The sequence below is a fragment of the Sporolactobacillus sp. BBK16-2 genome, from assembly GCF_059878335.1.
Genome location: NZ_CM187611.1, coordinates 1,052,537 through 1,076,646, shown reverse-complemented (window position 1 = coordinate 1,076,646; position 24,110 = coordinate 1,052,537). Strand labels below are relative to the sequence as shown.

Here is a 24,110-nt window from a genome sequence, read left to right as displayed (position 1 = left end):
AGACCCGGTATGGGTCTGAAATAAAGGGATCAACTCCTTTATTGGTATATAAAAAAGAGCCCGAGGGCTCTTATAAAAAATCTTATATCAATTAAAATTTCCAATTGTGAAACCATCAATCTCGGCAATTTTCCCTCGCCAAAGAAGCTTTTGATCTGAAATCGGGTCGTTTGAGTTATAAATTCGGCACTGTCTCAAATGTATATAATTTGACTCAAATATATCATCAGTCGACTTATCTTCCTGAACTTTTAGATCTTCAGCATTTTTCTTTAAATGTTTAATCAAAGCTTCTTTAATACCACTGTCAACTTGTGCAGATGAAAAACTCTCAGCTAGTTCAGAAAAGTAAACTGACCCAGATGTTAGAATTCCTGAAATAACTAACCCCTTAACATTAAGAGTTATTCCTATTTCTAGTCCTCTGTCTGACAAATATATCAGACTTTCTAAGAACCAATCATTTTTAGCATTCGGATCTTTTCTATCGGTTTTTTCAATTAAAACGTTATTTAATTTGCTTTCTTTCAAAGGAAAACTTTTACCATATTTTTCATTAACCGCGTTAACAATTAAGCTGTTTGATTCTGAAATCGGCATTGCGTTGTCATCAATGCTGTCATAAGGTAGATCCACATCAAAATTTAATACGTCAGCTCCGTACAATATTATGCCCTTAACATTTACCATAATGACCCCATCTCCTTATACTAAATTTCTAATTTAATATTACTCTATCAGTAAAACTTTTGGGAAGTGCATTTTAAATTGATAAAGTTAAGTTGTTGCGCAGTAGCGTCCTACTTTGTGTCAATACGTTTTCTTAAATAAAAAGCCTCATGATCTGAGATTACGCCTGCCAATCTTAATTTCTCAATTGCTTTTAATGCTTTAATTTTATCAATTGGATGGATATTAACGATTTTTTGTGTTGACATTAAATATCACTTACCTAAAAAAATTAGCTGGACTATCAATCATTTTCTGATTATAAGACCATTATTTAACAATTCAACAATATCCATATATTTTTTATAAACTTCCCATTCGTTTTCTACATACTTTTTATTGCCAAATTCTTTAAGGCAAACGGTGCTTTCATATGGATAGTCATGAGCGGTAAAACAAACTTTATTTCTGAAATTAAGTGTATCAAACTCTGCAATTAATTCAGGAGTGCATAGATCTCTATCACAGAATTTAACTAATAAATTGTCCCAGTTTAATCTTTTTAATCTTCTTGTCCACTTTTCACGTGCTTCTTCTTTATTTTTGTAATGCAAAAAATGAATTTCTACATCATTTAATATTCCTATCGGATATACTGCTGAATTTTGATCAAGTTCTTTTTTGTATTTTGATTGCTCATTACTAATAAACTCCAAATCAGTGTCTAGATACTCTTTAATATTTCTTAGCATTTTAATATAATCCGGCGCAAAAATAAAGAGCCCTATAAAAGGTGTGTTGTATTGAAGACCTAGGTCTTGATATAAAAAACCGCCCCAGCAATTATTGGATATAATAGAGAAATCCTTATTTTTTAGCTTTTTTCTTAAAGAGTAATTTCTGATTACTCTTTCCAAATTTTTTATATCTTTTTTTATTGCGGTGAGCATTGTTCTTCCCCCATACTATTCAATATATTTTCTTATTGAATTTTCCCAAATTATATAACCTTGGGCTTTTAAATGAACGCCATCGGTTGTTAAAGATGGGTTCATTTGTCCGCCCTTTTCAAACAGTGGATATAAATTGATAAAAGAAACATGATCAGTTTTAGCAATGGATTTTATACTATTATTCAGATTGACAATATCTCCATTAGTTACATCGGGAAGAGCTGTATTTTTTTTGCTATTTACCGGTAATACGCTTTGCACATAGAGCTGTGTCTTTGGCGATTCACTTTTTATTGTATTAATGATTTTTTCATAATTAGAAGATATTTCTTGAATACTTTCTTTATTCGCGAGATCATTGATGCCAATCAATAGAAATACTTTTTTGGGTTGCCCTTTAGTAACTTCAGATAATCGGCCCAATATTCCAGTAGTTCGATCTCCGCCAATGCCTCTATTCTTAATATTTTGGTTATCAAATGCCTCTGACCATTCATTATAGTCACTGAGGCTGTCACCTAAAAAGACAATGCTTTTATTATCGATTTTTAAGTGACTGAACAAGTCCTTACGATCATAGTAGTAAGGGAAAAATTTGTCTGGTTGTTTTTTACCCATAAGTTTGTTTATCTTTTGATTAATATAATTCATGCCCCCCTTATTTTTTAGGACATTAATCCCACCAGCAATAAAGACAAGATTAAGCACAATTGAGATTATCAAAAAAAATTTTAACTTTTTCATTTATACCCCGCCCAATCAAAAACTTTTTATAATCTCTATAATAATATCATTTAAAGGCATAACAGGATAACCATCAATTTACGAATTTATCATATCTTCAATTGCTGGCATCCAACTTACTGGTGCATCACCAACAGTTAAAATCGGTTCTGTAATTCCAGCATTTCCACTCGTTATGCCACTTACAAAAACGTAACCAGAAATACTTGATATTGATTTACTCGGTAATTTAAATATTTTGTTTAATTGTCCTGTAAAATTTCCATTTTTAAAATCATTTTGCATGCCATATCCCTGTTTCAATCCAAAAGAGTTTCTATTAATGCTCAATTCCATTGTTGTATTGTCTGAGAAAATAATATCTAACTTAATACCATAATCAGCACCATCTGGAATTGATGGTAAAGAAATTGAAGTATTAATTCCAAGCGTGACTGTTCTTCCTTGGATAAAAAACTTCGTATTGTCTGAAACAGAAAAATTTGTTGATGGCGTGCTTGGATTTGCCCATACGTTTCCAGAGTTTAATATTAAATTGCGCATTCCTATTTGTGAGAAAGACGTTTTTTCATATCGCTCAATTTCATACTTTGATGTAGTTGACATCCCTAAGCTATTGGCGACATATTCAGCAATCATTTGATGCAATTTAGGAGTCGGATGGGTACCATCGACTGTTAATCCCATATCTATAGATTCTTGCGCTGATTGAAATGGAACAATGTCAGGAAACGGAATATAGAAAGAATTTTTTATACTGTCGCTCAAACGTTTTAACTGGGTTCGCCGGTAATTTGTGGGCGGTTGATTCCAAATAAAATCTAAAACTACCACTAGTGGATTCTTTGATGATAAGTAACCAATAATTGATCCGATCTTGTCTCCGAATGGTGTATTAGTATCTGAGTCATTATACCCTAGTGCAAAAAACAAAACATTGCAATCACACATATTTTGCATAATCGTATCATTTACTTCAGCCAAACTCAGTCCTGATTTAGCGTAATTTTCAAAGGTTAGTGCATTATTGTCGTCAATCAACTCAATACCGCTGAACCCTGTCCATAAATTATCTTTTTTTTCAATTTCCAAATCATAGCCAGCAGGATATTGCGAAACGTCAAAATCTTGACTGAGGACACTCGGATAGTCAACACCATCTGCCGATACCGTCCCTAGTAATGTCCCATTTGCTTTTACATCAAATGAGCCTTGCCCTGGTTTCTGCTGATAATAAATTCTAACAATCTGGCTATCTTTTTTTACTTTTATTTTTAAAGTATCACCTTGTGTAGTGCTACCAATCCAATACCCTCCGATAAAGCTACCATTAACTGCATTTTCTTCCCAATTGCCAACAGTAGAAACTTCAATGGCATCTTCATCAAAAACACCGGATGATGCTTCAGGAGGCCTAAGGCCAACAAATCCATAATTACCTCCAGTATGTTGTCTTAAAAATTTCCGCATAATTCCTGCCCATGAATTTTCAAAGGCGACTTGCGAACCTGCTCCATGGCTAATACTATCTCCCCAAACAATCTGTCTCTTCAATTTATACCATATCCCTTCATTTTCAGATTTAAGCAAGAGCATTTTCGATTGCAATTGTTTTTTTTGTACAATATCCGCCAACTGCGCAGCAACTTGATCATTATTCTGTCCAAATTGCCCCTGGGTAACGTAGTTTGCTGGGTTCAAAGTTACATAATCATTCTTTAATTGATTGATCTGCTGCAGCATTGATTCAATATCTGAAAAATAGTTCTCGGCTGGGATGTTGCCGGTCATGGCGTCTGCATCAACTCGAAATACAAAGTTTCCGGTTGTCATGCGGTGGACTTTGCCATCAACTGTCTGCTCGAACGCAAAATAAGCGAGATCAATCACACCGAGACTTGCGAATAGTTTATCTGTCAGTGTATATTCGATCTTTCCTTGTGCAGCGTCCACGATGGCCATGGTTCCGTTTTCGGATCCGTCATCGCGGATTGCATTTCTTGCTGGCGTAACACATTCGAAGGCGGCCGTGCATCCGGTCAGATCGACTGGGACTCCGTTTTGCAGGATCTGGGCGGCAAAGATGTTAGATTCATAGTCGTTGCGACGGACTACAATTCTTGGATTATGGGATTGACCGTTCAAGTCTAGTTTCAGATTAAATGTTTTTCTCGCCATGGATTTCACCTTCCAACTGTTCTACTTTTCCGGATACTTTGTCCAGTTTCTCAGATAGTTCTTGTATGCCCTTCATCAACAAGTGAATCTCATTGTAGTAATCGACTCCGGATTGATCGTCTGCCAGGAGCTCTTTTGGTGTTTTCCGCCCCACACCAATCACAACACCATATCGTTTTAAATCATGGCCACGCTTCAACTCATCTTTTAACCGGAATGTATAAATATCCGCAGCATTGATTATGTCGAGTGCACTATCTTTCATCAACTCGATATCTTGTTTCAGCGATTCTAGTGATCCGGATTGAATGTTCGCATTTTTGATTGTCCAGCCATTCATGTTTAAATCTGTCCACAGATCGGTTTCACCATTCGTTACTTGCGCGAGCGTTTTATAATTCGCACTGTCTCCTGACCCATCACGGTTCATGAGCTTTATTTTATGCTGCGCGATAATGGCAAGATTCATTTCACCGGAATCGTTCCATTCGCGAATCATGTTCCTGCGCGTTTCATCTGTCGATAAAATCAGCTCGTTATTGCAAAACAGTGGTGTATTTCTAATATGCGTGCCGGATCCATCTATTGTCACTCTGGGCAAGTAGGTGTTGCCCGTATCCGCATGGATCACAAGCAATAGCCCTCTGGTAGACGACAACCCGAGCCACTTTTCTGACGTCCCTCCGCCCGAATCATACTCCCATTCAGAGATGTAATTGCGCATTGATGAATTTCCGGACAAATCAAATTCTCCTGGCGCGTGAAATATTGCACCCTCAATATCCGCTCCTTGAATCTTTCCTCCGTAGGTATTGAGATTACCGTTAGCATCAACTTTAAACTTGTCCTGACCGTTCTTAGCGACTCTCAAGCCGTCTTGATTAATCCATATATCAAAGTCGCCTCGTTGCAGGTGAAAGCCATTGCCATCAAGCCATATATTAGCGTCTCCATTCTGTACATGCAGATTAGATCCGTCGATTGACCCGCCATGAAGGGCAGCGCCATAAGTGTTTACGCTGCCGTCTGTTCCAATATGGAAAACCGGGTTGCCGTCTTTTACAAAGTTAAGTCCATTACCGTCAAGCCATCCCTGAAGGCCACTATTTTGAATATAAAAACTTGAACCCTCGATCGACCCACCATGGATCGATGCGCCATAGGTATCCAGGTTCCCATCTGCATCTACCTTAAATTTCGTCTGTCCATTTTTTAAGATATTTAATCCGTCCGAATTGAGCCACGCATCAAACGACTTGTCCGAATTCAATGCATGAATATTGGTACCTTCGATCAATATCCCGCGAAGCACGCCTGCCGTAATAAAGTTGGCCACAATCTCGCCGTCCATCGTCATGGCCAATTCATACGGTCCGTTATAGCCGTGCTTACTGTATCCGAGTCCGCCCAGGTTCCAGCGCCATACCTTCGTTGCTGTAGCAATGTCAGGCGTGTTCATGATCAATATCTCCTGCGGATTGAGTGCAGGATTCAAGCGGACGTAGCCGCCAGATTGACCGGTAATGGCTTGGGTCGCCTTGTTGATTGCTTGCTGAAGAAAGCCGGTCGGGCTGATTACTTTCTTTGTTTCTTTCTGCGCATCTTGAAAATCAGTAACAAAGTTGCTGACCGGATCGCCGAGATCGATGCTGATGTACTGCTCTTTGAGCACATCATAGTCAACCTCAATGATCTCTGCTTTTTCAGATACGCCATATCGAGCGAAACGAACAATCAAGAAATCACACAAGCCGCATTGCTCTAAAGCGGCAATATGCTTGTAATCCTCCGTTTTTCTGAGGTCCTGAAACTTAATTGCCCAGCTGACGGACGGCCGATCGATCTTATTATTTTGCGCGTATTTTTGCGCAGCGGCCCGTAATGAATCAGTATCGGTCACCGATTCATCCTGCGACAGATCGAGCATTAACGTCCGTTTAACCGGATACTGATTTTCTGATGCTAAGTGAATGATCTTTTCCGGTAATGTGATCAGCTGCTGACCGCCGTCATCCGTTTGCTTGTTTGCGTATGGATAAACAGATGTAAATACGCTTTCAAGCGCTTTCTCTTGGCTGTAATCCGTTAAGTTTTTTCCATACTCAATGGTTACCCCGATATCCCGCCCCCGCTGCTTCATGTTCTCAACCATGAAGTTGTCAAAGTGATACTCGCCGCCCCAATTGTCCAAGATTGAGCCATCGGTACCGCCAAGGGCTTCCCTCGCATGACAAGGACCGATCTCAGATGTAGACTCGGCCATATTGTCCGAAAAAACATTAAACGGATGAGGATTGAGTGCTCCTTCTTTGACCTGGTTTAACGCATGCAGTGTATTGCCAGAAAGCGTCATTTTCTCAATCGGATTGTACATCAAGTCATAACTGATGTGATGCGCTTGAAAAGTCACCTTGAAATCGATCGGTGCGGAATGAAAATGGATCCGGAACAGCTGATCATCATCAATATCATTTGCTTTCGCCTTAACGATCATATCGTCCTTGATCTCATCAAAATGCCGGCCGGTTGTTGGATAGACAAATTCAAGATCATATTTACCATTACGCTGCTCAATGACATGGGCCGATAGGCAATCGACCAAATCACCAAGCCCGTGGTGACCAAAGTCGGTTTCATCTTTTTTATATAGAATCGGTATCATGATGCTAGAGTCACCCACCTAGGAATAAATTCAATATGATCAACGGTTCCAGTCCAGCTTATGTTGTTTTCTCCAGGTTCAAGGTATGGCCAATCGGAGCGCAGCTTGTCATTTTGCCCATTACCTGCACCCTTGTAGGCTTCCTTCATTTCACTGTCAATCTCGATAAATTCCGATACACCTTGCAAGACAACGGAACGGTTATTTATAAAAATGGTGATGTCACCGCTGCCCACCACTTTTAGATAAGGAGTGGATCCGTAAGCCTCCGGATTGAACAACATGCCCGGAGAAGACAATTCAACTGGATCAAGACCAATAAGCGATTTTTTCAATGGCTTGCAATTAAAAACGATGACAGCATAGCCTAGCTGTTCGAGTGCTCGCTGGACATCAATCTTACTGGTACAGGTCGCTTCCCTGTAATAGTCCGGATCACGCCAATCTCTTAGGAATCCATAAGCACGAGATGACTGAAGCCAAGCCTTTACCTGCCGCGCCTGGTCCTCAACATTTGAATTAGCAAATAAGGCACAATTGTACGTGTCATCATAATTTTTAAACGTCCCATCGTCCAAGATAAGAGCACCGTTTCGCCCAGGGATATCGATAAATTCAGCATTGCTTTCTGGACTTCCAAGTGAATGTCCATCACGTAAGATTAATCCATAATCGGTCGATCGCTCGCCTCGGAACTCAAACCAGTTCTCATCCTTCATACTTCAGTCCACCTGCTTTCTCCGCCTGCATGTATGCCGCAATCTCCTGCACCAATTGTTTAATGTCTTCAGCACGGTAGTTATAAAAATTAGTGATGTACAGGGCGAGGGCGAATCCCTCACCCTGGATCACGCCAGCTGGTGCTTGATCTTGACCATTCGAAGAAGGAAAATTGGACGTATTGCCGGATGGCTGTTGTGTCGTCGAATCAGGACTGGTTATGGTAGGTATTGCTGCTTGAGACATCTTGAGCGCCGCTTGTCCAATTCCCTTGAGTGAATCAAGCATTCCGACACGCATGCCTTCACCGACATTGAATCCGATTTCATCGCGCATTAAATGGGACGGCGAATGAATTTTGAACAGCTTTTTGAATGCGCCGGTGACGCCGTCAGCAATGCCTTTAACCGTATCCCATACCTGGCCCGCCATACCTTTAATACCGTTTATTAATCCAGCAATAATCTGCTTACCAATCTCAAAAAGCTTTATGCCTTGTAATGGTTTTGTGATAAAGTCTACTACCGCGCGAAATGCTGAACTTGTTGCGCCCTTTATTGCACCCCAAGCTGCCTGCAGCGCAGACAATGCACCGCGTCCAAAGATTTTAAAGACGCCAAGAATTTTGCTGACAAACCATAGATTGATCAATCCCCAAAGGGCTTGAACCGCCCCGGATAGGATGCCTTTAATTGCATCCCATACGCCTTTCCAGTCACCGGTGAACAGCGCGGCAAAAAGCTTAATGACGTTCAATATAATGGTCAAGGCACCGTTAATCACGTTCTTGATGGCGTTCCATGTATCCACGATTAAAGACTTAATAAGTGGCCAAACAAGCCACATGATGCCTTTAATGATGGTCAAGGCAACCTGAATGACCGTACTAATAACTGTCCAAACATTCTTGGCCGCCGCCATGATTTGATCACCGTTTTGTTTCCAAAAAGTTGTGATCCGACTGACGATACTACTAACAAATGACCACACGGCACTCATCACCGTCGTGACTACGCTCATTACAACAGACATAACCGATTGAATGACTGTAGAAATACTCTGCCAAATGGCTTGTACATTATCACGGAATGCAGCATTCGTGTTATACAAATTTGTAAGCCATAGGATTAGACCACTTATCGCCGCAACGATTGCGATAATTAATGCAACGATTGCACCAGCCGGAGTAAAAATCATTGCAATACCTGCCGCAATTTGTGGCAGAAAACCGATTAAAAGTAATAGCGGCCCCACGATTAGTGCGAGCGCGGCAATTAATGCAACGATCACCGCAATGGTTGTCTGCATACCTGGTGATAGATTGTTGAAACCATCTGCCAGCTGCTGCAGGAAGGCAACGATCGGTGTGATGATTGGCATTAGTGCATTGCCCATTGCCTGCAGGATTTGTGTAATGCTGTCCTGCAGAGCGGATAATTGACCTTGTAATGTTTGGGATTGCCGAGCCATCCCGCCCTTGAAACGTTCCTCCATCAATGCAAAAAGCGCATCATTAAAAGCCTTTATATCGGTAATTTGACCTTGTGCATTCACAATCTCTTTTTTGCCCATTGATGCGGCTTGATTGATCAGCATCTGCTTGGTGATTCCGAATTCTTTTAAACGCTCAACCTCGCCGGTTTGCGCATCGGCAACAGCTTCAATCGCTTGGTCCAACGGCTTCCCCATGCCGGCTGCCATATTGCCAATATCCGTAAGCGTTTCTTTGGCATTAATGCCGTATGATTTAAGCTTGATTGTCGCATCGACCACATCAGCTGTTTCGAACGGCGTCTCTTTGCCATATTGCTGCGCCCATTTGTAATACTCTTGTGCAGCTTTCTTGTTACCGCGAAAAGCTGTTTCAAGGGCAGCCATCTGTTGCTGTTGATCTGCTGCAGCCTTAACACCTATTCCGAATGCTCCGGCCAGTAAAGCACCAAATCCCGTGATAACCGTTCCCGAACGTTTCAACTGATCAAAAGTATTTCCTGCTGACCGCTTTGCCTCATCAAAAGATTCTTTGAAATCTTTTCCCAGTTGGCTTGCGGATCTGCCCGTTGCTTTTAACGCTTGGTTAACCTCTGAGAGCTGAGCTTCAAAATGGCCCATCTTCCCTTCAGTCGCCACAATCTCGCGTTGAAATGCTTGATATTGTTTCTCGCTGATTTTACCTTCAGCAAATTGCTGCTGAACTTGCGATTCAGCTTGCTTTAATTGATTTAGTTTTTGTCTGGTCGCTTCCACTTGGTCGGTGAGAAGTTTTTGCTTTTGAGCAAGCAATGTGGCGTTTCCGGGATTGAACTTCAAAAGCCGATTGACGTCATTGAGCTGTCCCTGAAGGTCCCGAGACTGCTTGTTGACACTTTGTAAGGCTTTATCTAGTCCGGTTGTATTACCGTCAATTTCAATCGTGATGCCCTTAATCCTGCTTCCCGCCATTGCTTCTCACCTCCCTGACGAAACAAAATAAAAAAGCCCCAAAATCGGAGCTTAATAGTTATCAAAATCTTTTTGTGTGGCCATCCGGACGTTGTCTTTCTTTTTGTCCGGATTCGCGTTCTTTACGTACTCGTCAATGTAATCTAAGATCTGTCCAATGTCCATGTCATCAACATCGGCACGAGTCAGGCCAGTTTTGTATGCCATAAAAAGCAGGGAATCAGTCGTTAAAGGTTCGCCGGCCGAATCCCCGCTCGTGAGTTTTTTTCCGTACTAATCATGGCCACAAGCATATCCTGCATCTGAGGAATCACTTCGATAATCGGGAACGTCTCAAAGCTGTCAAGCCAGGTCATTGGTTCTGGTATATTCGGATCCGCAGTCTTGGCCATTGTCCAGACAATCTGATAGAAAATATCGAAGTCAACCAAATCCAGATTATTAATAAATCCTTGCAATTCGGCTGCTTCTAAGTTTTCCTTGGTTTCCTCTTTCGGTGCATCTGCGTTAGTCTCCGATTTCACTTTCTCATTGACTTTCAACAGCGGCATAAGCCGAAAGAGTTCTTTGAAATAATCCTTGTGAAATTGCGCTTTGTAGCGCAAAGGAAAAGCGCCTGAGGTTTTCAGACGCACCGATTGACCACTAATTTGAATTGTCTTTTCCAATAAAAGCCCCTCCTTATGCCACCGTCAGTGTGCAGGTATCAACAGAACCGCCGCCAACCGGTGTCGCTGTGATGGTCGCGGTTCCCGCCACAACTGCCGTTACTTTTCCGAGTGCATCAACCGTAGCAATTGCTTCATCGCTTGATCCGTACGTTACAGATTTAATTGACGCATTTGCAGGAGCGACAACAGCACTCAACTGCATCGTTTCACCAACTCCAAGTGTCGCTGCAGAAGGTGCCACTGTGACGCCTGTCGCCGGAACTTCTGCCGGCTTTTCATGGACATAATCAAACCAAGAATCATAGATTTCTTGAGGTGCGGCAGTCGTGCATCGCGCTTTAACCATTTTCGTGTCTGGGCGCTTCTTAGATGTAATCGTCGCCGTTGTCGTCTGTGGTTCAGTGGTATCTGTAGTCGTTCCGGATTCATCCGTAGGACGTGATACCGTGCAATAATAATTCACATGGCGCGTTGCTCGAACGTCCCCTTCAAATTGATAGAACAAGGCGAACTTTTTCAGGTGCTCCGGCTTTGGCTCTCCGCTTTCGAATGATACCCCGTTAATCATTTCTTCACCGAGACACTCTGTACGGAATTCATCAGGCATTTCAGCCATTTCAAGATCGCCGCTGTAGCCGTCATTAACTGCATAGCCCCAATAAACGCCGTTGTCTGCTCGAAACTCGACAGGATCGCCCTGCGCTTCGAGTGACAGGTTTACTGCTCCTGGCCATGGTTTTACCTGCCCATAGACAATAGCTGCAGGAAAGTCCTGAATGACCGGTGCCCAACGGACATTAGAAAGGCCATACTTCACTTTATTGCCCATTTCAGATCATCCCCAAATCATATATTTTTTCATATAGCTGTTCATCTTCAATCCATACTTCAGCATCCTGATACGGAATGCTGTTATCATCAAGTAGCTGTTCGATCGCCGCCTCTGCCGCTAAATCTTTTTTATCTGTGTAAAGTTCAACAGATACACTAGGCACCTTCTGATAAACCTTATCGTCCGCGATAAAATGATTTGATTCACCAGATAAGTAGCAAATGAAAGGCGGTGGCGGACATTCAGGATATTGAGTTGATTTTTTCCAATGGTGGTAAAAGACCGGATACCCAGTCTGCAGGAGCATCTGTCTCAGTTCCGCTAGTGTCATCCGCGCACCGCCTTTTCCGCCGCTTTGGTGAAGTTGTCAATAACCTTGTCCTCTACCGGCTTGATATGCACGCGTGGTGAAGTCCGACTACCATCACGGTTCATGTGACCGCGCTCCAAAAGGTGCGTCAGTTGATAATCCGTCCGATTGTGGACGACATAACCTTGTGCCGATTTCTTTCGCGCCCAGCCTTTTGCATAATCGCCAGTTTCCCTTGGGCTCGTAGCTTTTAATTCGGATACCGCTTCATTTGAGATATCATCCTTGGCTTTATCCAGCTTATCAGTGACATCATCACTGTACTCGGCAAGCGCTTTAGCAATCTCATTGGCCAGTCCATTAATTTTTATGGGCACCGGACTTCACCTCACAGTACAATTCAGTAAATCCATCCGTCCTCATGAAATCACGATAAACAGAATATCGCTTTTCAGAGTAATCAATTTTTAGTTCGCCATCGTACTCGTCCGAATCTACAACGAGGATCAGCTGCGGTTTCAACCCGATCTGTCCTGCAGCCGCAAATTCTGCGCGGGAAACGCTGATTCGTGAGCAAAATATTTGCCGCGGCTTTTCAAACTCAATGGGTTGTCCAAGTTCATCCTCTGTCGTGACTACATCAATGAGCTTACATGCATCATCCAGCGATATATGCTTACTGTTGCCAATACTAGCTTTCAGACTCGGCATCTGCAGCACCTGCCTTTTGAATCAAACGGTTGTGGATGCGGAACTGAATACTGCGAGCAAGCGGCACGTTCTCCAACCGCTTTCGATAAGACCACGCCGCATAATCGACAAGCAGAATCTGATCGTCTGCTTTCGCTAAATCTAGCGAAGCCCCCATTCGGGTAATCTCGCTTTCTGATGTATCAAGTAATCCATTAAAATAGGCATCTCGCAATTCGTGCGTGATGCCTAAATCAAGCTTCAGTAAGCTTAATAGAGTCGTCTTTACTTCTTCATCCATCACTGATCACCCGCTTTCGCGGCGGGTGGTGTGCCGGCCAGGAAACCTGCCTTCTGCAATTCTTCGGCGCGTTTCTTACTGGTCGTCTCGTAGGTTGATCCGTGATGATAGATTTTCTTGCTTGTCTTATCAGCAAATTGACGTGCGACTGCATACTTCATCAATCATCAGCTCCTTATGCTTGTGGTGTGATGGTTAAAAGAGCAAAAGCTTCTGGTTTTACTGGCTTGCCGTCAAAACGCCCTTTGCCACGGAATGCCGTCTGATCTTCGACAAACTTAACTTCTTTCGAGCTGTCGATTGTAATGCTTTCACGCTCAACCAGCGTGTACTTCGAGAAGTCTCCAAAGAGAACCGTGTCCTCGTCCAGGTTGTTGTTGAATACAACTCGTAAACCAACGAGATCTGGGTTGCGAAGGTTTGGCAGTTTGCCAACTACATTACCGGAAGAGTCTACGTTAATGCTGAATTCAACGAGACGGTTGTAATAGGTACTGCGTTTAACGACAGCAACGATTTCGCCAACTGCATCCAGTCCTGTATCAATTAAGCCGATTTTCTTAACCAGGTTGATAAGCAGTTTTTCATCTGCGACAACGTCTGCTTTATTACCGGCCGGAATCTGCGGAATGATACCAACCGGTTGTTTGCCAGCTGCGCCGGTACCTTTAACGATCGCAAGATCAAGCGCCAAAGCGATTGCACGTGCAATTTTTTTCGTAACATAGGTATCCAAGTTGATGATGCTGTCTTGCAGCAGGTAGTTGTCAACGAATGTTACTTTACCGACCTTCCAGCCGTCGAAGTCAACTTCACCGATCGTGCCAACGTCGCCAGTCGGAATCGCGCCAGGCATTTCAATCCAAGATGCTGCAGTTGTATCCGTGTCAATCAGAATTCGCGTTGTACCTTTGACTTGGATACGATCAACCAACGGATACAGGGTTGTAAAATCGCCCATGATATCCATAATGCGATTGACGACAACTTCAGGGATGGTCAGTTCTCCGCCCGATACTGCACGTAGATTTTTGAATTTCTCATAAAACTCGCGAACTTCTTCTCGCTTGTAATATTCACCGGTCTTCAATAGTTCCCTAACCTGATATCTGTTCATCTGTTCTGATGCCCCCTCCTGGCTTCTTTTGCTCGAGCGCGTTTGCTTTGGCGGCTCTTTGCTGTTTAGTTCTTCAAGTTCTGTTTCAAGTTGCGTGATCTCGCCTTCGAGCTTGCTTTTTTTCTCGTCAAATGCCGCTTTGTCGGTATCCAGCTTATTGACTTCTTCTTCAACAGCTGCGGTTTCCTCTTCGGTTTGTGCTTCCTCAATCGCTTGCTCGACTTCTGCCGATCGTGTCTTGAGTGTTGTTTCTTCTGCTGTCAGAGTTTCAAGTGCCGCTTTGCGCTGCTGAATTTTCTTAGCCAGCATAATTTGTTTTAGTGCCATTTTTTCAGCCTCTCTTTCAAATTGTGTTTTTTCAATTCAAGTTGCTTTGTGCGGTGCTGTTCGATTTCTGCCTTTCGGGCTTGAATCGCCGTGTCTTCGTAGGCAGGGAACGTGCAGATGGATACTTCTTGCAGATCAATATCCCGAAGCGTCCATTTAACAGTTCCGTCATCGCCAAAGTCAACGTCTTCTTTATTGATGTTGAAACCGAATGAACATTGCGATACGTCGCCACGCTTGACGCGCTCATAAACATTCATTGCATCCGAATCGTTTGAATTAATCTTGATACTTCCCCATAAGCCATGTGCATCGGCTCTCAGTTCAAGCGTGCCGGCCTTATTGCGACCAAGCACCAAAGTTGTGTCATGGTTAATTAATGCGCGAATGTCATTGCCAAGCGTATTGTCAAAAGCGCCGGCAGCCACTTCTTCAAATCCACCTGGAAACAGTTCTGTCTGTTGACCGAATACAGCAAAATATCCTTCGATCACTGGATCCTGCCCTTCAGCTTCTCTGGTTTTAAAGCCAAGATTTGCTGTGCGCACCTGCTTTTTATTCCGATCCGCCACTTCCTCCACCTCCTTGTCCAGGATTCAATTTCTTTTGATCACCAATCATGCTCGCCGGTATAAAGTTCTCAAGTATCTTCAACTCATCCAATCCAGGAAGCGGCGTCTGGCCAAGCCAATCACGAACCTCATTGCCTGTCATAACGCCCCGCACATACATGTCACCGCCGACTGTTGCCAGTTGCTGAATGTCATAGGCATAGAGCGAGCGCGGATTAAAGCGGAAATAAAGATCAGGTGAATATAGCAGTTTCCGCGTCAGCTCCTGTACGATGCCTTGTGCGATTGGAAGAATACGAGAATTAATAAAAGCGTTATACTCGTCCTTCTTAAAATCACCTACACCAACGAAAAAAGCTGGCACCCCAAAGATGCCCGCTACCGTTCGTTTATCCAATTGCACCGCGTCATTAATGGCAAGGTCATTAAGAGACAGCGGCTTGACTTGATCAACTTTTATAAGTTCGGATGGTACAATCCAAGGCTTCCCGCCTCCGGTATCGTCAATATACCGCTGCAGTACCTTCTCGCGTCCTTCTTTGCTTGAAAGTTCATCAGTCATCGCATCAACTGAAATGATTACCGATGGCTTCCATTTATCCGACATGAAGCCGTTTTTTGTTTTGCTTGCCTGTTTCAGATTGTCAACAATATCCGTCAGGACTACCCGGAATCCTTGGCCAATCCATGGGCGTTCCGGATCCGGATTGATCACAAAATGCAGCACCTCATCATGGTCGTATCGATTGCCGCCATAAAGCACTTGATAACCATCCGGAGTGTCCCAGAAGCTGACCTGCGACGGAGGAAGTGGCTGAAGATCTGCGATATAACCGCCGCTATCCACTTTAGGATAGACAACGCTGTTTCCCTTTCCGTCCAGCAAGAGATTGTAAACAATGCTGTACATCCAGTTCTTTCGCGTCATGAGCCCATATGGATTAATGTCAATTTTGCGCGACAGTTCATTCTTTACACGGACATCGCCATCTTCTGTATTCTGCATGAGCTGAATCGTCATACTGCTGATCAGATCAGCAATGCGGTTCACACACATCCGTACTTCCGGATTGTCGGATAATCGCGTGTATCCGGTCACTGCGAGCGAGGACAAATCCTCACCTGCAAGCCATTGCACAAGTGCAGTTGGTTGTGTTGTCGGTTCCGACCGAATGCGCTGTCTGCCACGATTACGCCTGCTTCCTCGTTTACTCAACGCGCGTCATCCTCCCTTCTGTTATCAATTTTTCAAGATAGCGAGCACTGCAGTTTGTATCCTTCAAGTTCCCAAATCTTGTCTTCAATCCGTTTCTTGGCCAACTCCTCGCCGATCTGTTCATCATAATTTTTAGGATCGACGCAAGCCGATTCACCGACAATCGTAAAGCCATTCGGAAGCTTTGCCACAACGAGGCATTGCTTCCCAAAGATACGGTGAAATACTTTATATTCAGACTCATTCATGATTTTATTGATCTGTTCTTGAGTTACTTTATTTGCCAACCTGATCACCCTTCCAACCATTTTGATGCTTCTGTTTTCTTTTCCATATTTTCAAGCATTCTAATTGCAGCAAAAACCGACGCGTCGAATAAATCGATTCGCTGCGTCGGTAGAACTTTCTCGTATTGGACCATATCATCCGTCTTTTCAATGGCGGCCACATTCTGCACGCAATATTCATAAGCCTGCGAATGCAGATAATAGAGTTTTCCGTCTTTCGCTTTCTTTTCAATATGCCGGAAGCCTTCAGACTTCTTGTAAAAATATTGCGGCTGATCAATAATCTTAAAGCCCTTCGATTTCATGGCCAAATAGAATTCGCGGCTGAACTTGCGGTCAAAACCAACTTGCTTGATCTTGAATCCGGCATGCTTCATCTTGACAAACCAATTCACAATGTCGGAATGGTTGACCGTTGGTGTATTGCACATGTCCAGCCACCCATCATCCTTCCAACCAAACAGGGGAATGTTGTCTTCCTCAGCTTTGGCTTTGGCAGCAACGATCGGAAACCAAGCATGAGTAATGGCAATGTCTACACCTTTATATACGCCATACAATGCGCCTGCGGTTAAGTCATGCATCTTCGATAAATCCGCACCGCCATACCATTGAATCGGCGCTTTGGCCAGCTGGCTTAGTGCCCATTCATATTGCCGATCGCTCGCTCTAAACTCGTCAATATTAAAATAAGCTTTGACGGCGGCTGTATACACATTCAGTGACTTGGCGAAAAAGTCTTTCCGCTGTTGCGGATCGTTCTGCGCCTGCAGTGCGTCATTGATCATATCTTCCGGTCGAATGGTTACGCCATAATTCGGATTGGCCTTTTCATGCTGCTCCGTATTCGTATAATCGACATCGCCGTTCTTTGCTTCCTCCGCCTTCGTGATAAATACGAAATAGGCATCATCGGTGATCGTGCCAGCAAGTATTTTTAGACAATACTGCAACCGCTGATAGCAGAAACTCGTCATGTCATCTCCGGCAGTTGTGATTCCAATCATCAACTTGTTACTGTACGCCTTCATCGCTTCCTTGATAATGTTGTACTGTTTCGGTGTTTTGTAGGCATGCATTTCATCTGCAATCCCGATATTACAATTGAGCGAATCTTGCTTATCCGGGTTGGCGGCCAGCGCCTTGACGTATAGTGATCCATCTCCAAGTTCGCCGGTAATACTGTGCTCCTGGTTGTTGTCGAGCACTCTAAAGTTGTCCTCTTCACCCATGTTCTTGAGGTTAAACAAAATGAAATTGAAACTCTGCAACGACTGATCAAGGACAGCTGATGTGATATAGATCTTTGAACCTGAGCGGCGGTTCAACAGAGACAAGGCCCAGGACAGCGCGCCGACAAATCGCGTCTTCCCGTTTTTTCTGGGTATAAAAATAAACGCCTCTTTGAAGCGTCTGAGTTTTGTTCCTGTCTGATAAAATCCGAGCAGATTATAAACAATAAATTTTTGCCAAGGTTCAAGTAAGAATGGCTTACCGCGCAGGGGCGTACCATCCAGCTTTTCGCCTTGGTCATGAACAAACGTTTTCTCAATAATGCCAATGACAAACTCGGCATCCTTCGGCTTGAACTCCCACTTTTTATTTTCCAGGTCTTTTAAAAATCGTTCGCAAGCTTGAACGAGTTCAGTGCACGCGACTTTCTTTCCGGCTGCAACACTTTTGGCATATTCGATGACCGCATCATAATTAGGGAATTTCTTCATGAAAGATTTTTAAGTGCTTCAGCGAGTACCGACTTCTTGCCAGTCTCCGCTGTCACGTTTTCAAATGCTTTCGGTGAGAGACACAACCGGTCCGAATATGCCAAAATGTCTTTTCTTATGTTCTCTAGGGTTGCAACTATAGGTGATTTTTTCGCGCCGCCTTGATCGGTCTCAACCTGGAATTGATAGCCGCCTTCTTCAAACTGAATTGTTAATTCAAGATACTGATGAACGAGTTCCGAATAGATGTCAATCAAGCGATTATACTGGGTTTTGTGGACACCGAGCTTTTTCATATCCTCGATCGTTCGCCGCTTAATTGTCTCTTTTGATGCTGCCTTCGTCATGCCTCTCACCTCCCGGAAAAAAGTTTTTGGAAACCCGCTCTATTGGAAAGAGTTCCACTCACCGGTCTCCACGCCGCCGGTCATCACTGCTCAGGGTGGGGGGGATCGTTCTCTGCCAAGAAAGTTGTCAGTTCATTGCTTTGTTCTTTTAGAGATTTCAAACGCGATTCATTGCCTTGTAGTTCTTCAAGTATGCCAAGTCTGCTCCGCTCTTCATACTCAATATCGTTGTTCACTCGATTAAGTTGGTTCTGAATTGTTTTAATTACTGTACTCACGTTGATCACTCCTCGCTCATCTTGTACAAACAAACTTACGAAACACTTGCTTCTTCTCAATCAATTGCTCTTGCCGATCAGTCAACGTTGGTTGTCTGATTGCTTCATCAATTTCCTCTTTAATTCGTTTATTCATCCGTCCACTTACTCTGGCTGCCATCATACTTAATGCTGTATCATACACGTCTTGCATCTTGTGCCCTCCTCTTTGTCGCACGCTCTTTCCAGTACACTCCCAATGGTGTAAGTTTGCCTGTCTTACGGTCGTGCATTGCATCACCATGACCATTGCACATGCTGATTAAGTTCCAATCATCCAGCTTATATTGCGGATAATCTTCATACGGATAACAGTGGTGAACCATCTGTGCTTCACGTGACTTACCATATCGCTTGCACTCTTGGCAGAGATAACCGTCACGCCTCAACACTCGCTTACGCTTGTGCTTCCAACATGACCTGGTATAGAAGTTAACGGTCATGGCTATTCAACCATCTTTCAGCTTCTTCACACGTTTCAATACTTGAAGGCACAGTATAGACCTTTGCATGTTCCCCAACACCTTTGATGAAAGTTAATACTAATTTATCAAACTGTGATTCTGCAAATAGCGCTTGCCATTCAGTTTCGTGTACGACATCTTCATTCGTGTGCCAATGCATTCGGAAATCAATTAATCCATGTCGGCCATCATGTAGTGTCTGACCGCCTAATAGAATATCAGGAATACTAGAAACAGAATCGATGCGAATGTCATGCAATTTGCCCTGATCTGCCATAGCTGCACAACCTCCTTAAATTTGGGCATAATAAAAGCACTCCGAAGAGCGCTACATTACTGATTCTTTTTCTTCCTTTTTTCTTCCATGTTTCTAATCAAGTCCAGAAATTTAATTATGTCCAATCCATTTTCGCTAAACATATCTTCTGTAAATACATTGCCTTCATCCACAGTTGCTTTCGACACTTCAATAAGTCCATCAACTGGAACATCAAACATTTCGCATTTAGGATCATCAATTTGTTTCTTTGCGAAAATAACTTGTTCATGGAAGGAAAATCCCGACATCAGATCAGCTCCTTTTTGATTATCATACCAAAAAGAGAACATTAGTTCTACATGCATTGCATAAAAATAAAGCGCCGGTTAAGCGCTCATGAATTTCCCCTCACTATAGTGACAAGTCGTACGGCAAAAACTCATTTTTTTATTGATATTCTCATATCTTGCACACGAGTGAATATTCGTTGATCCTCTCTGTTGAGATCATTAAAAACCTTCCATATACTTTTTGATATTCGCTGTCTTGTTGCCTCGTCAGTATCTTCTTTAACCATTCTATCGACCTGTTCTATTAACACCGAAAGAGAATATTCTATATTTCTTAATGATTCATAAACTGTCGTATCAGCTGAATAAGCTAAACTAATTAATTTTTTAACATTTATTAATACCCTAGAACTTAATTCGCTTAGGCTCATCAAATCGTTGTTTCGACTATGTTCATGAATAGATTTGAATGATGTGTTAATATTGCCAAGTTCAGGCAGGATTTCGTTTGATATAAAATATATGGTTGTATATTTTTGCTCTCTGATCCTTTTATCTTGCTCCATGAATGTCATTTTCACGCCTAACAAGGTAAATAACCCACCGATGATTGAGCCAAAAAATCCAATAAAGGCAATAAATATCTGCTTGTCAAATATATGTAAAACCTGCATTATCCCTACTGAAGATATCATAATTACAATAAATATTAATAATGCAAAAGCGTAATCTATCACATTTAGTTTTTTCACTCTTTATTCACCCAAACAGCAAAATATGCTTCCGCTTTTTCCTTTTTTCAATTTTAGCCTTTGATCTTTCGATGTAGGACTGTACACTTGTTTTTCCAATTCCCAATAAATCGCTTATTTTATTATAGGACATTAGCTCTACGGTGGACAGTATGTACACTTCTTTCTCTCGCCTCGTCAATTCGCACAGTGCATCATCAATCCGTTCCCTGCCTGCTTGACTTATTTCTCTATACTCTGCTTTCTCTAGTACATCATATTGAACAGCGTCAATCAAAGCAGGATCAGTCAGATAAATCCGAGTACGATCAGCGTCCATATGATTACGCTCCGGATCCCGCCCCGACTCCATCCACTTCACGGCATATTCCATGTCCCTGATCATCCCGCCAATGATCTTCTTATCTTCCGGATCCGCGGCTTCATGAGTTGCTTTCATCTTCCGTATTGATTGCTTGTATTCATAAACCAACTTGCGCATGCTCATCCCGCCGCATCTCCTTTACTTTTGCTTCCATGCCCCGCCCTTGGTTCTGTGATAAATGGGTGTATCGGTATTCATCAGCCGCTTGATGTCTTCCTCAGTCAGCGGCTTGCCATATCTCGTTTTCTTGTTGCGCTTTTTGCCTTTGTAATGAACAGTCATTGTCGATCGCTCCCTTTTCAGAAAATAAAAAAGAGGCACTTACTCAGCGCATATGCGTTAAGTAAGTGCCTCCGTTCTCTCCGGTTAGGCTAGGCTTATTTATTTTTCGGCAAAAACATGATATAGTGGATGATCCGCTTTGCCTGCATGACTTTTAATTTCAACAGTTCCGTATTCCGGCAGCGGATACATGACAATCTTCCCGCCGCTCACAATGTAAAGTCCATCATCTTTCAATTCGGCTTTGCCGTTGATGATCGGAACCTCGATTTTATTAATCCGCAAGGATTTTTCCAATTTATCCCTACCCCCATTTTATCAGTATTATCAGTGCTTGTCCTCCAGCATCTTCGCAAATCGAATCAGCTTTTCCCTAGATATCATTGAAGGATGCTGTTCGCCATCCTCATCCCATTGCACATAGAAAATATCATCGTCCTTGCCTTCCATGAACATATTCTGATCACCAAATTGATCATTCCACTTGAGATACAATTTTGCTTCAATCTCCTGCATCCTGGATCCTCCTTCGCCATAGTGTCGTACTGCGAATTAATGCTGTTTCCAAATGCCAACCTCTCTAAACTTACCATCGTGAGAAAAATCAAAATCAGTCTGTATATTTTCTATTCCATCAACATTTAAACTGTCTGGAATTAATCGTATGGTACGAATTACCCCATCCGATAAATCTTCATACTCAATTTTTAAAACATCAAAAAGACTTTTAACTTTGTCAATGTCCGTATTCTCTACTTCAATATTTCTTGGTGAAAACTCAACACCAAACAGTGAAAATCCTGTATTGATAAAGTGATTGATGGATTTTCTAGCTTCTATCTCGCTGCTCTCGTGAGATAGTGTGCGTTGTGCCTTCTTTTTATTGTCAAATACCACAACTTTGAAATGAGACATATCTCGATAAAATCCAAACTCCATACCATCTATTACAATGACTTTGGTGTATTCCATAGTCTTTTTCACTCCTTCGCATTAGCTGTCTACTGTGAATTACTCGGTCTCCCAACTTGGCTTGTATATTTCGCTGGTCTTAATGTTTTGAAGTCTACGATAACCATCACCTGCGTCGATCAATCTCAGTCCGTATGGCTTGAGCATTTCCGTATTCGTCTCATTGTCTTCGTTACCGCTAAAAATCAAATGCTTTTCGCCGTCTGTGGCCGCGTAAACATCAAATTCATAGTTCCAAGCAGTATGAATTGCTTCAACTGGTTCATCCGAATTGATCTTCCTAAATGCACCCATGTCCCAATCCCATGCATAAAATTTATTGGCCAACTCATGTCACCTCATTCTTTATTTCATACCAATTCAATCCGCAACTTCTTCCGCCGCTCGTCAAATAGTTTTGCTCGAGCTTCTTTGCGGCTGATTGGGAAGATCGGTTTAACAAAGAAACTGACTTCTATATCCGTACCGTCAATTTCGATGTCCGAGTATTCAATTGCCTTAACCCAGCTGCCTTCAAGTTGGAATACACGTCCAAGAGTTGTTAATTCTTTTAACTGAGCATCATCATACTTACATCGCACGAAAACTTCTTTCCAGTATTCAACCGGTGTCCAAATTCGTTCGCTGTCTGCATAATTCATTTGATTTAAGTCCTGGCAGGTGAACCAAATAGTCAGGTGTTGTCCATACATAACGTAGTTGTTAATGCCAATAATCAAATAAGTATGTCCTTCATAATCTAGGGTATCTCCGACTCTCCGCGGATGCTTGAATAGCTTTGTGGTGCATTTGAACACTGTTATTGGGCTCTTCAATTCATCAGGCATCTCATTCACCTTTTCGGCGTTCACCAATTTTCATCTTTAAATCAGCAATAATAACGCCCGTTTTCGTCAATCCTGCATCTTTTTTAATCAGATTAGTTTTATTCATTACAGCGAGTTGTTTTCTCGATACAAGCACTAGATTTTCAGGATTGAAATTATGTTTATCCCCATCTCCAAAGATCACTACGTGTCCGTTTGGAATCGGGCCATTAAACATTTCCCAAATGACGACATGCTTCATCCGCCACTTGTCGGGATCTGCCACTTTTATAGAAACATATCCACGAGGATCAATCCTTTCTGAACCAACAGATTTGAGCGTTATTGGCTGCTCGCCTTTTTTAAACCGTGTGGACGACCATCCGTTGACTCCGCTTTTCCCTTTATTGAATGGAACGTGGCCCTTTCCGAACTGTCCATCAAGGCCGCTGCTTAAATGGTGATTGGCCTTATACCCCATGATTTGTGACAATTTAATGTTTATCCCGAATTTTTCGTTCAGAAAATCGCACAGTTCCGAATTACCTAATCCGAAAACGTTATCTTTTATAAATGCTTCTTGTTCTGGGGTAAACAGTGGTCTCACGTTTATCCCTCCAACATTTTAGGCAACTTGGAGTCTGCTCTAAAGCTATCTTCAACAGCTTTCTTCGCCTCCAACACGAGCGATCCATTTGCGATAATTTGCGATGCGACTCCTGTTATTGACTTTGCTCTTCTCATTTCTTCTTCAAGCGCTTCCCCGGTCAACTTTTCATTGTTTAGTCGTTTCAATTCTGAAAAAAGAAGATCGTTGAGACTACCTAATGAATTTTCCATGT

Annotated in this window: 35 protein-coding genes; all 35 read right to left on the bottom strand. The window is 42.5% G+C overall.

Going from position 1 to position 24,110, the window contains the following annotated elements:
• Positions 1-87: 87 nt before the first annotated feature.
• Positions 88-690 (bottom strand): gas vesicle accessory protein GvpU, encoded by a 603-nt coding sequence (gene gvpU, locus AC6F33_RS05430; protein ID WP_500777941.1) that lies wholly within the window; start codon positions 688-690, stop codon positions 88-90.
• 287 nt (positions 691-977) lie between these two features.
• A complete protein-coding gene (locus AC6F33_RS05425) occupies positions 978-1,619 on the bottom strand; it encodes a DUF1919 domain-containing protein (protein ID WP_500777940.1) in 642 nt (213 codons plus the stop codon).
• 15 nt (positions 1,620-1,634) lie between these two features.
• Positions 1,635-2,366: a GDSL-type esterase/lipase family protein gene (locus AC6F33_RS05420; protein WP_500777939.1), complete on the bottom strand. Its 732-nt coding sequence runs from the start codon at positions 2,364-2,366 to the stop codon at positions 1,635-1,637.
• A gap of 78 nt (positions 2,367-2,444) precedes the next feature.
• Positions 2,445-4,544, bottom strand: a complete 2,100-nt coding sequence (locus AC6F33_RS05415) for an SGNH/GDSL hydrolase family protein (protein ID WP_500777938.1) — start codon at positions 4,542-4,544, stop codon at positions 2,445-2,447.
• Positions 4,525-7,206 (bottom strand): phage tail spike protein, encoded by a 2,682-nt coding sequence (locus AC6F33_RS05410; RefSeq protein WP_500777937.1) that lies wholly within the window; start codon positions 7,204-7,206, stop codon positions 4,525-4,527. The genes AC6F33_RS05415 and AC6F33_RS05410 overlap by 20 nt, the downstream gene beginning before the upstream one ends.
• Positions 7,203-7,925 (bottom strand): hypothetical protein, encoded by a 723-nt coding sequence (locus tag AC6F33_RS05405; RefSeq protein WP_500777936.1) that lies wholly within the window; start codon positions 7,923-7,925, stop codon positions 7,203-7,205. Before AC6F33_RS05405 ends, AC6F33_RS05410 begins: the two co-directional genes overlap by 4 nt.
• The gene (locus AC6F33_RS05400; protein ID WP_500777935.1) at positions 7,915-10,368 is read right to left on the bottom strand and encodes a phage tail tape measure protein; all 2,454 of its coding nucleotides are present in this window, start codon (positions 10,366-10,368) and stop codon (positions 7,915-7,917) included. Before AC6F33_RS05400 ends, AC6F33_RS05405 begins: the two co-directional genes overlap by 11 nt.
• A gap of 51 nt (positions 10,369-10,419) precedes the next feature.
• Complete coding sequence (locus tag AC6F33_RS05395) at positions 10,420-10,575, bottom strand: hypothetical protein (RefSeq protein ID WP_500777934.1); 156 nt, start codon at positions 10,573-10,575, stop codon at positions 10,420-10,422.
• Between the two features lie 20 nt (positions 10,576-10,595).
• Positions 10,596-11,036, bottom strand: coding sequence for a hypothetical protein (locus tag AC6F33_RS05390; protein WP_500777933.1), 441 nt, complete (start codon positions 11,034-11,036; stop codon positions 10,596-10,598).
• Between the two features lie 13 nt (positions 11,037-11,049).
• Complete coding sequence (locus AC6F33_RS05385; RefSeq protein ID WP_500777932.1) at positions 11,050-11,868, bottom strand: major tail protein; 819 nt, start codon at positions 11,866-11,868, stop codon at positions 11,050-11,052.
• A 1-nt stretch (position 11,869) separates the two neighbouring features.
• Positions 11,870-12,202: a hypothetical protein gene (locus tag AC6F33_RS05380; protein ID WP_500777931.1), complete on the bottom strand. Its 333-nt coding sequence runs from the start codon at positions 12,200-12,202 to the stop codon at positions 11,870-11,872.
• Entirely contained in the window at positions 12,199-12,558 is a 360-nt protein-coding gene (locus AC6F33_RS05375) for an HK97 gp10 family phage protein (protein WP_500777930.1), read from the bottom strand. Before AC6F33_RS05375 ends, AC6F33_RS05380 begins: the two co-directional genes overlap by 4 nt.
• Positions 12,542-12,892 (bottom strand): phage head closure protein, encoded by a 351-nt coding sequence (locus AC6F33_RS05370; RefSeq protein WP_500777929.1) that lies wholly within the window; start codon positions 12,890-12,892, stop codon positions 12,542-12,544. Before AC6F33_RS05370 ends, AC6F33_RS05375 begins: the two co-directional genes overlap by 17 nt.
• Positions 12,873-13,172 (bottom strand): hypothetical protein, encoded by a 300-nt coding sequence (locus AC6F33_RS05365; protein ID WP_500777928.1) that lies wholly within the window; start codon positions 13,170-13,172, stop codon positions 12,873-12,875. The genes AC6F33_RS05370 and AC6F33_RS05365 overlap by 20 nt, the downstream gene beginning before the upstream one ends.
• A complete protein-coding gene (locus tag AC6F33_RS05360; protein ID WP_500777927.1) occupies positions 13,172-13,333 on the bottom strand; it encodes a hypothetical protein in 162 nt (53 codons plus the stop codon). The genes AC6F33_RS05365 and AC6F33_RS05360 overlap by 1 nt, the downstream gene beginning before the upstream one ends.
• 14 nt (positions 13,334-13,347) lie before the next feature.
• Positions 13,348-14,616: a phage major capsid protein gene (locus AC6F33_RS05355; RefSeq protein ID WP_500777926.1), complete on the bottom strand. Its 1,269-nt coding sequence runs from the start codon at positions 14,614-14,616 to the stop codon at positions 13,348-13,350.
• The gene (locus AC6F33_RS05350) at positions 14,607-15,188 is read right to left on the bottom strand and encodes an HK97 family phage prohead protease (RefSeq protein WP_500777925.1); all 582 of its coding nucleotides are present in this window, start codon (positions 15,186-15,188) and stop codon (positions 14,607-14,609) included. Before AC6F33_RS05350 ends, AC6F33_RS05355 begins: the two co-directional genes overlap by 10 nt.
• A complete protein-coding gene (locus AC6F33_RS05345; protein WP_500777924.1) occupies positions 15,172-16,404 on the bottom strand; it encodes a phage portal protein in 1,233 nt (410 codons plus the stop codon). The genes AC6F33_RS05350 and AC6F33_RS05345 overlap by 17 nt, the downstream gene beginning before the upstream one ends.
• Positions 16,405-16,436: 32 nt before the next feature.
• Entirely contained in the window at positions 16,437-16,691 is a 255-nt protein-coding gene (locus AC6F33_RS05340; RefSeq protein WP_500777923.1) for a Gp49 family protein, read from the bottom strand.
• Positions 16,692-16,696: 5 nt separating this feature from the next.
• The gene (locus AC6F33_RS05335; protein ID WP_500777922.1) at positions 16,697-18,415 is read right to left on the bottom strand and encodes a terminase large subunit; all 1,719 of its coding nucleotides are present in this window, start codon (positions 18,413-18,415) and stop codon (positions 16,697-16,699) included.
• Entirely contained in the window at positions 18,412-18,762 is a 351-nt protein-coding gene (locus tag AC6F33_RS05330) for a P27 family phage terminase small subunit (protein WP_500777921.1), read from the bottom strand. The genes AC6F33_RS05335 and AC6F33_RS05330 overlap by 4 nt, the downstream gene beginning before the upstream one ends.
• A gap of 83 nt (positions 18,763-18,845) precedes the next feature.
• Positions 18,846-19,040 (bottom strand): hypothetical protein, encoded by a 195-nt coding sequence (locus AC6F33_RS05325; RefSeq protein WP_500777920.1) that lies wholly within the window; start codon positions 19,038-19,040, stop codon positions 18,846-18,848.
• Positions 19,041-19,056: 16 nt separating this feature from the next.
• Positions 19,057-19,233 carry a hypothetical protein gene (locus AC6F33_RS05320; RefSeq protein WP_500777919.1) on the bottom strand — a complete coding sequence of 59 codons (177 nt, stop codon included), beginning with the start codon at positions 19,231-19,233 and terminating at the stop codon, positions 19,057-19,059.
• 278 nt (positions 19,234-19,511) lie between these two features.
• Positions 19,512-19,820 carry a hypothetical protein gene (locus tag AC6F33_RS05315; protein ID WP_500777918.1) on the bottom strand — a complete coding sequence of 103 codons (309 nt, stop codon included), beginning with the start codon at positions 19,818-19,820 and terminating at the stop codon, positions 19,512-19,514.
• Between the two features lie 56 nt (positions 19,821-19,876).
• Positions 19,877-20,110, bottom strand: a complete 234-nt coding sequence (locus AC6F33_RS05310) for a hypothetical protein (RefSeq protein WP_500777917.1) — start codon at positions 20,108-20,110, stop codon at positions 19,877-19,879.
• Between the two features lie 131 nt (positions 20,111-20,241).
• The gene (locus AC6F33_RS05305) at positions 20,242-20,844 is read right to left on the bottom strand and encodes a hypothetical protein (RefSeq protein WP_500777916.1); all 603 of its coding nucleotides are present in this window, start codon (positions 20,842-20,844) and stop codon (positions 20,242-20,244) included.
• A gap of 7 nt (positions 20,845-20,851) precedes the next feature.
• Entirely contained in the window at positions 20,852-21,331 is a 480-nt protein-coding gene (locus AC6F33_RS05300) for a sigma factor-like helix-turn-helix DNA-binding protein (protein WP_500777915.1), read from the bottom strand.
• A 15-nt stretch (positions 21,332-21,346) separates the two neighbouring features.
• Entirely contained in the window at positions 21,347-21,490 is a 144-nt protein-coding gene (locus AC6F33_RS05295) for a hypothetical protein (RefSeq protein WP_500777914.1), read from the bottom strand.
• Between the two features lie 99 nt (positions 21,491-21,589).
• Positions 21,590-21,787, bottom strand: a complete 198-nt coding sequence (locus AC6F33_RS05290) for a hypothetical protein (RefSeq protein WP_500777913.1) — start codon at positions 21,785-21,787, stop codon at positions 21,590-21,592.
• Between the two features lie 30 nt (positions 21,788-21,817).
• Entirely contained in the window at positions 21,818-22,006 is a 189-nt protein-coding gene (locus AC6F33_RS05285; protein ID WP_500777912.1) for a hypothetical protein, read from the bottom strand.
• Between the two features lie 36 nt (positions 22,007-22,042).
• On the bottom strand, positions 22,043-22,462 hold the full coding sequence (locus AC6F33_RS05280; protein ID WP_500777911.1) for a hypothetical protein: 420 nt from the start codon (positions 22,460-22,462) through the stop codon (positions 22,043-22,045).
• A 39-nt stretch (positions 22,463-22,501) separates the two neighbouring features.
• Positions 22,502-22,789 (bottom strand): hypothetical protein, encoded by a 288-nt coding sequence (locus tag AC6F33_RS05275; protein ID WP_500777910.1) that lies wholly within the window; start codon positions 22,787-22,789, stop codon positions 22,502-22,504.
• Positions 22,790-22,812: 23 nt separating this feature from the next.
• Positions 22,813-23,289, bottom strand: a complete 477-nt coding sequence (locus AC6F33_RS05270; RefSeq protein ID WP_500777909.1) for a hypothetical protein — start codon at positions 23,287-23,289, stop codon at positions 22,813-22,815.
• 1 nt (position 23,290) lies between these two features.
• Positions 23,291-23,875 (bottom strand): HNH endonuclease signature motif containing protein, encoded by a 585-nt coding sequence (locus AC6F33_RS05265; RefSeq protein ID WP_500777908.1) that lies wholly within the window; start codon positions 23,873-23,875, stop codon positions 23,291-23,293.
• A 2-nt stretch (positions 23,876-23,877) separates the two neighbouring features.
• Positions 23,878-24,108 carry a hypothetical protein gene (locus tag AC6F33_RS05260; RefSeq protein WP_500777907.1) on the bottom strand — a complete coding sequence of 77 codons (231 nt, stop codon included), beginning with the start codon at positions 24,106-24,108 and terminating at the stop codon, positions 23,878-23,880.
• Positions 24,109-24,110: the final 2 nt, after the last annotated feature.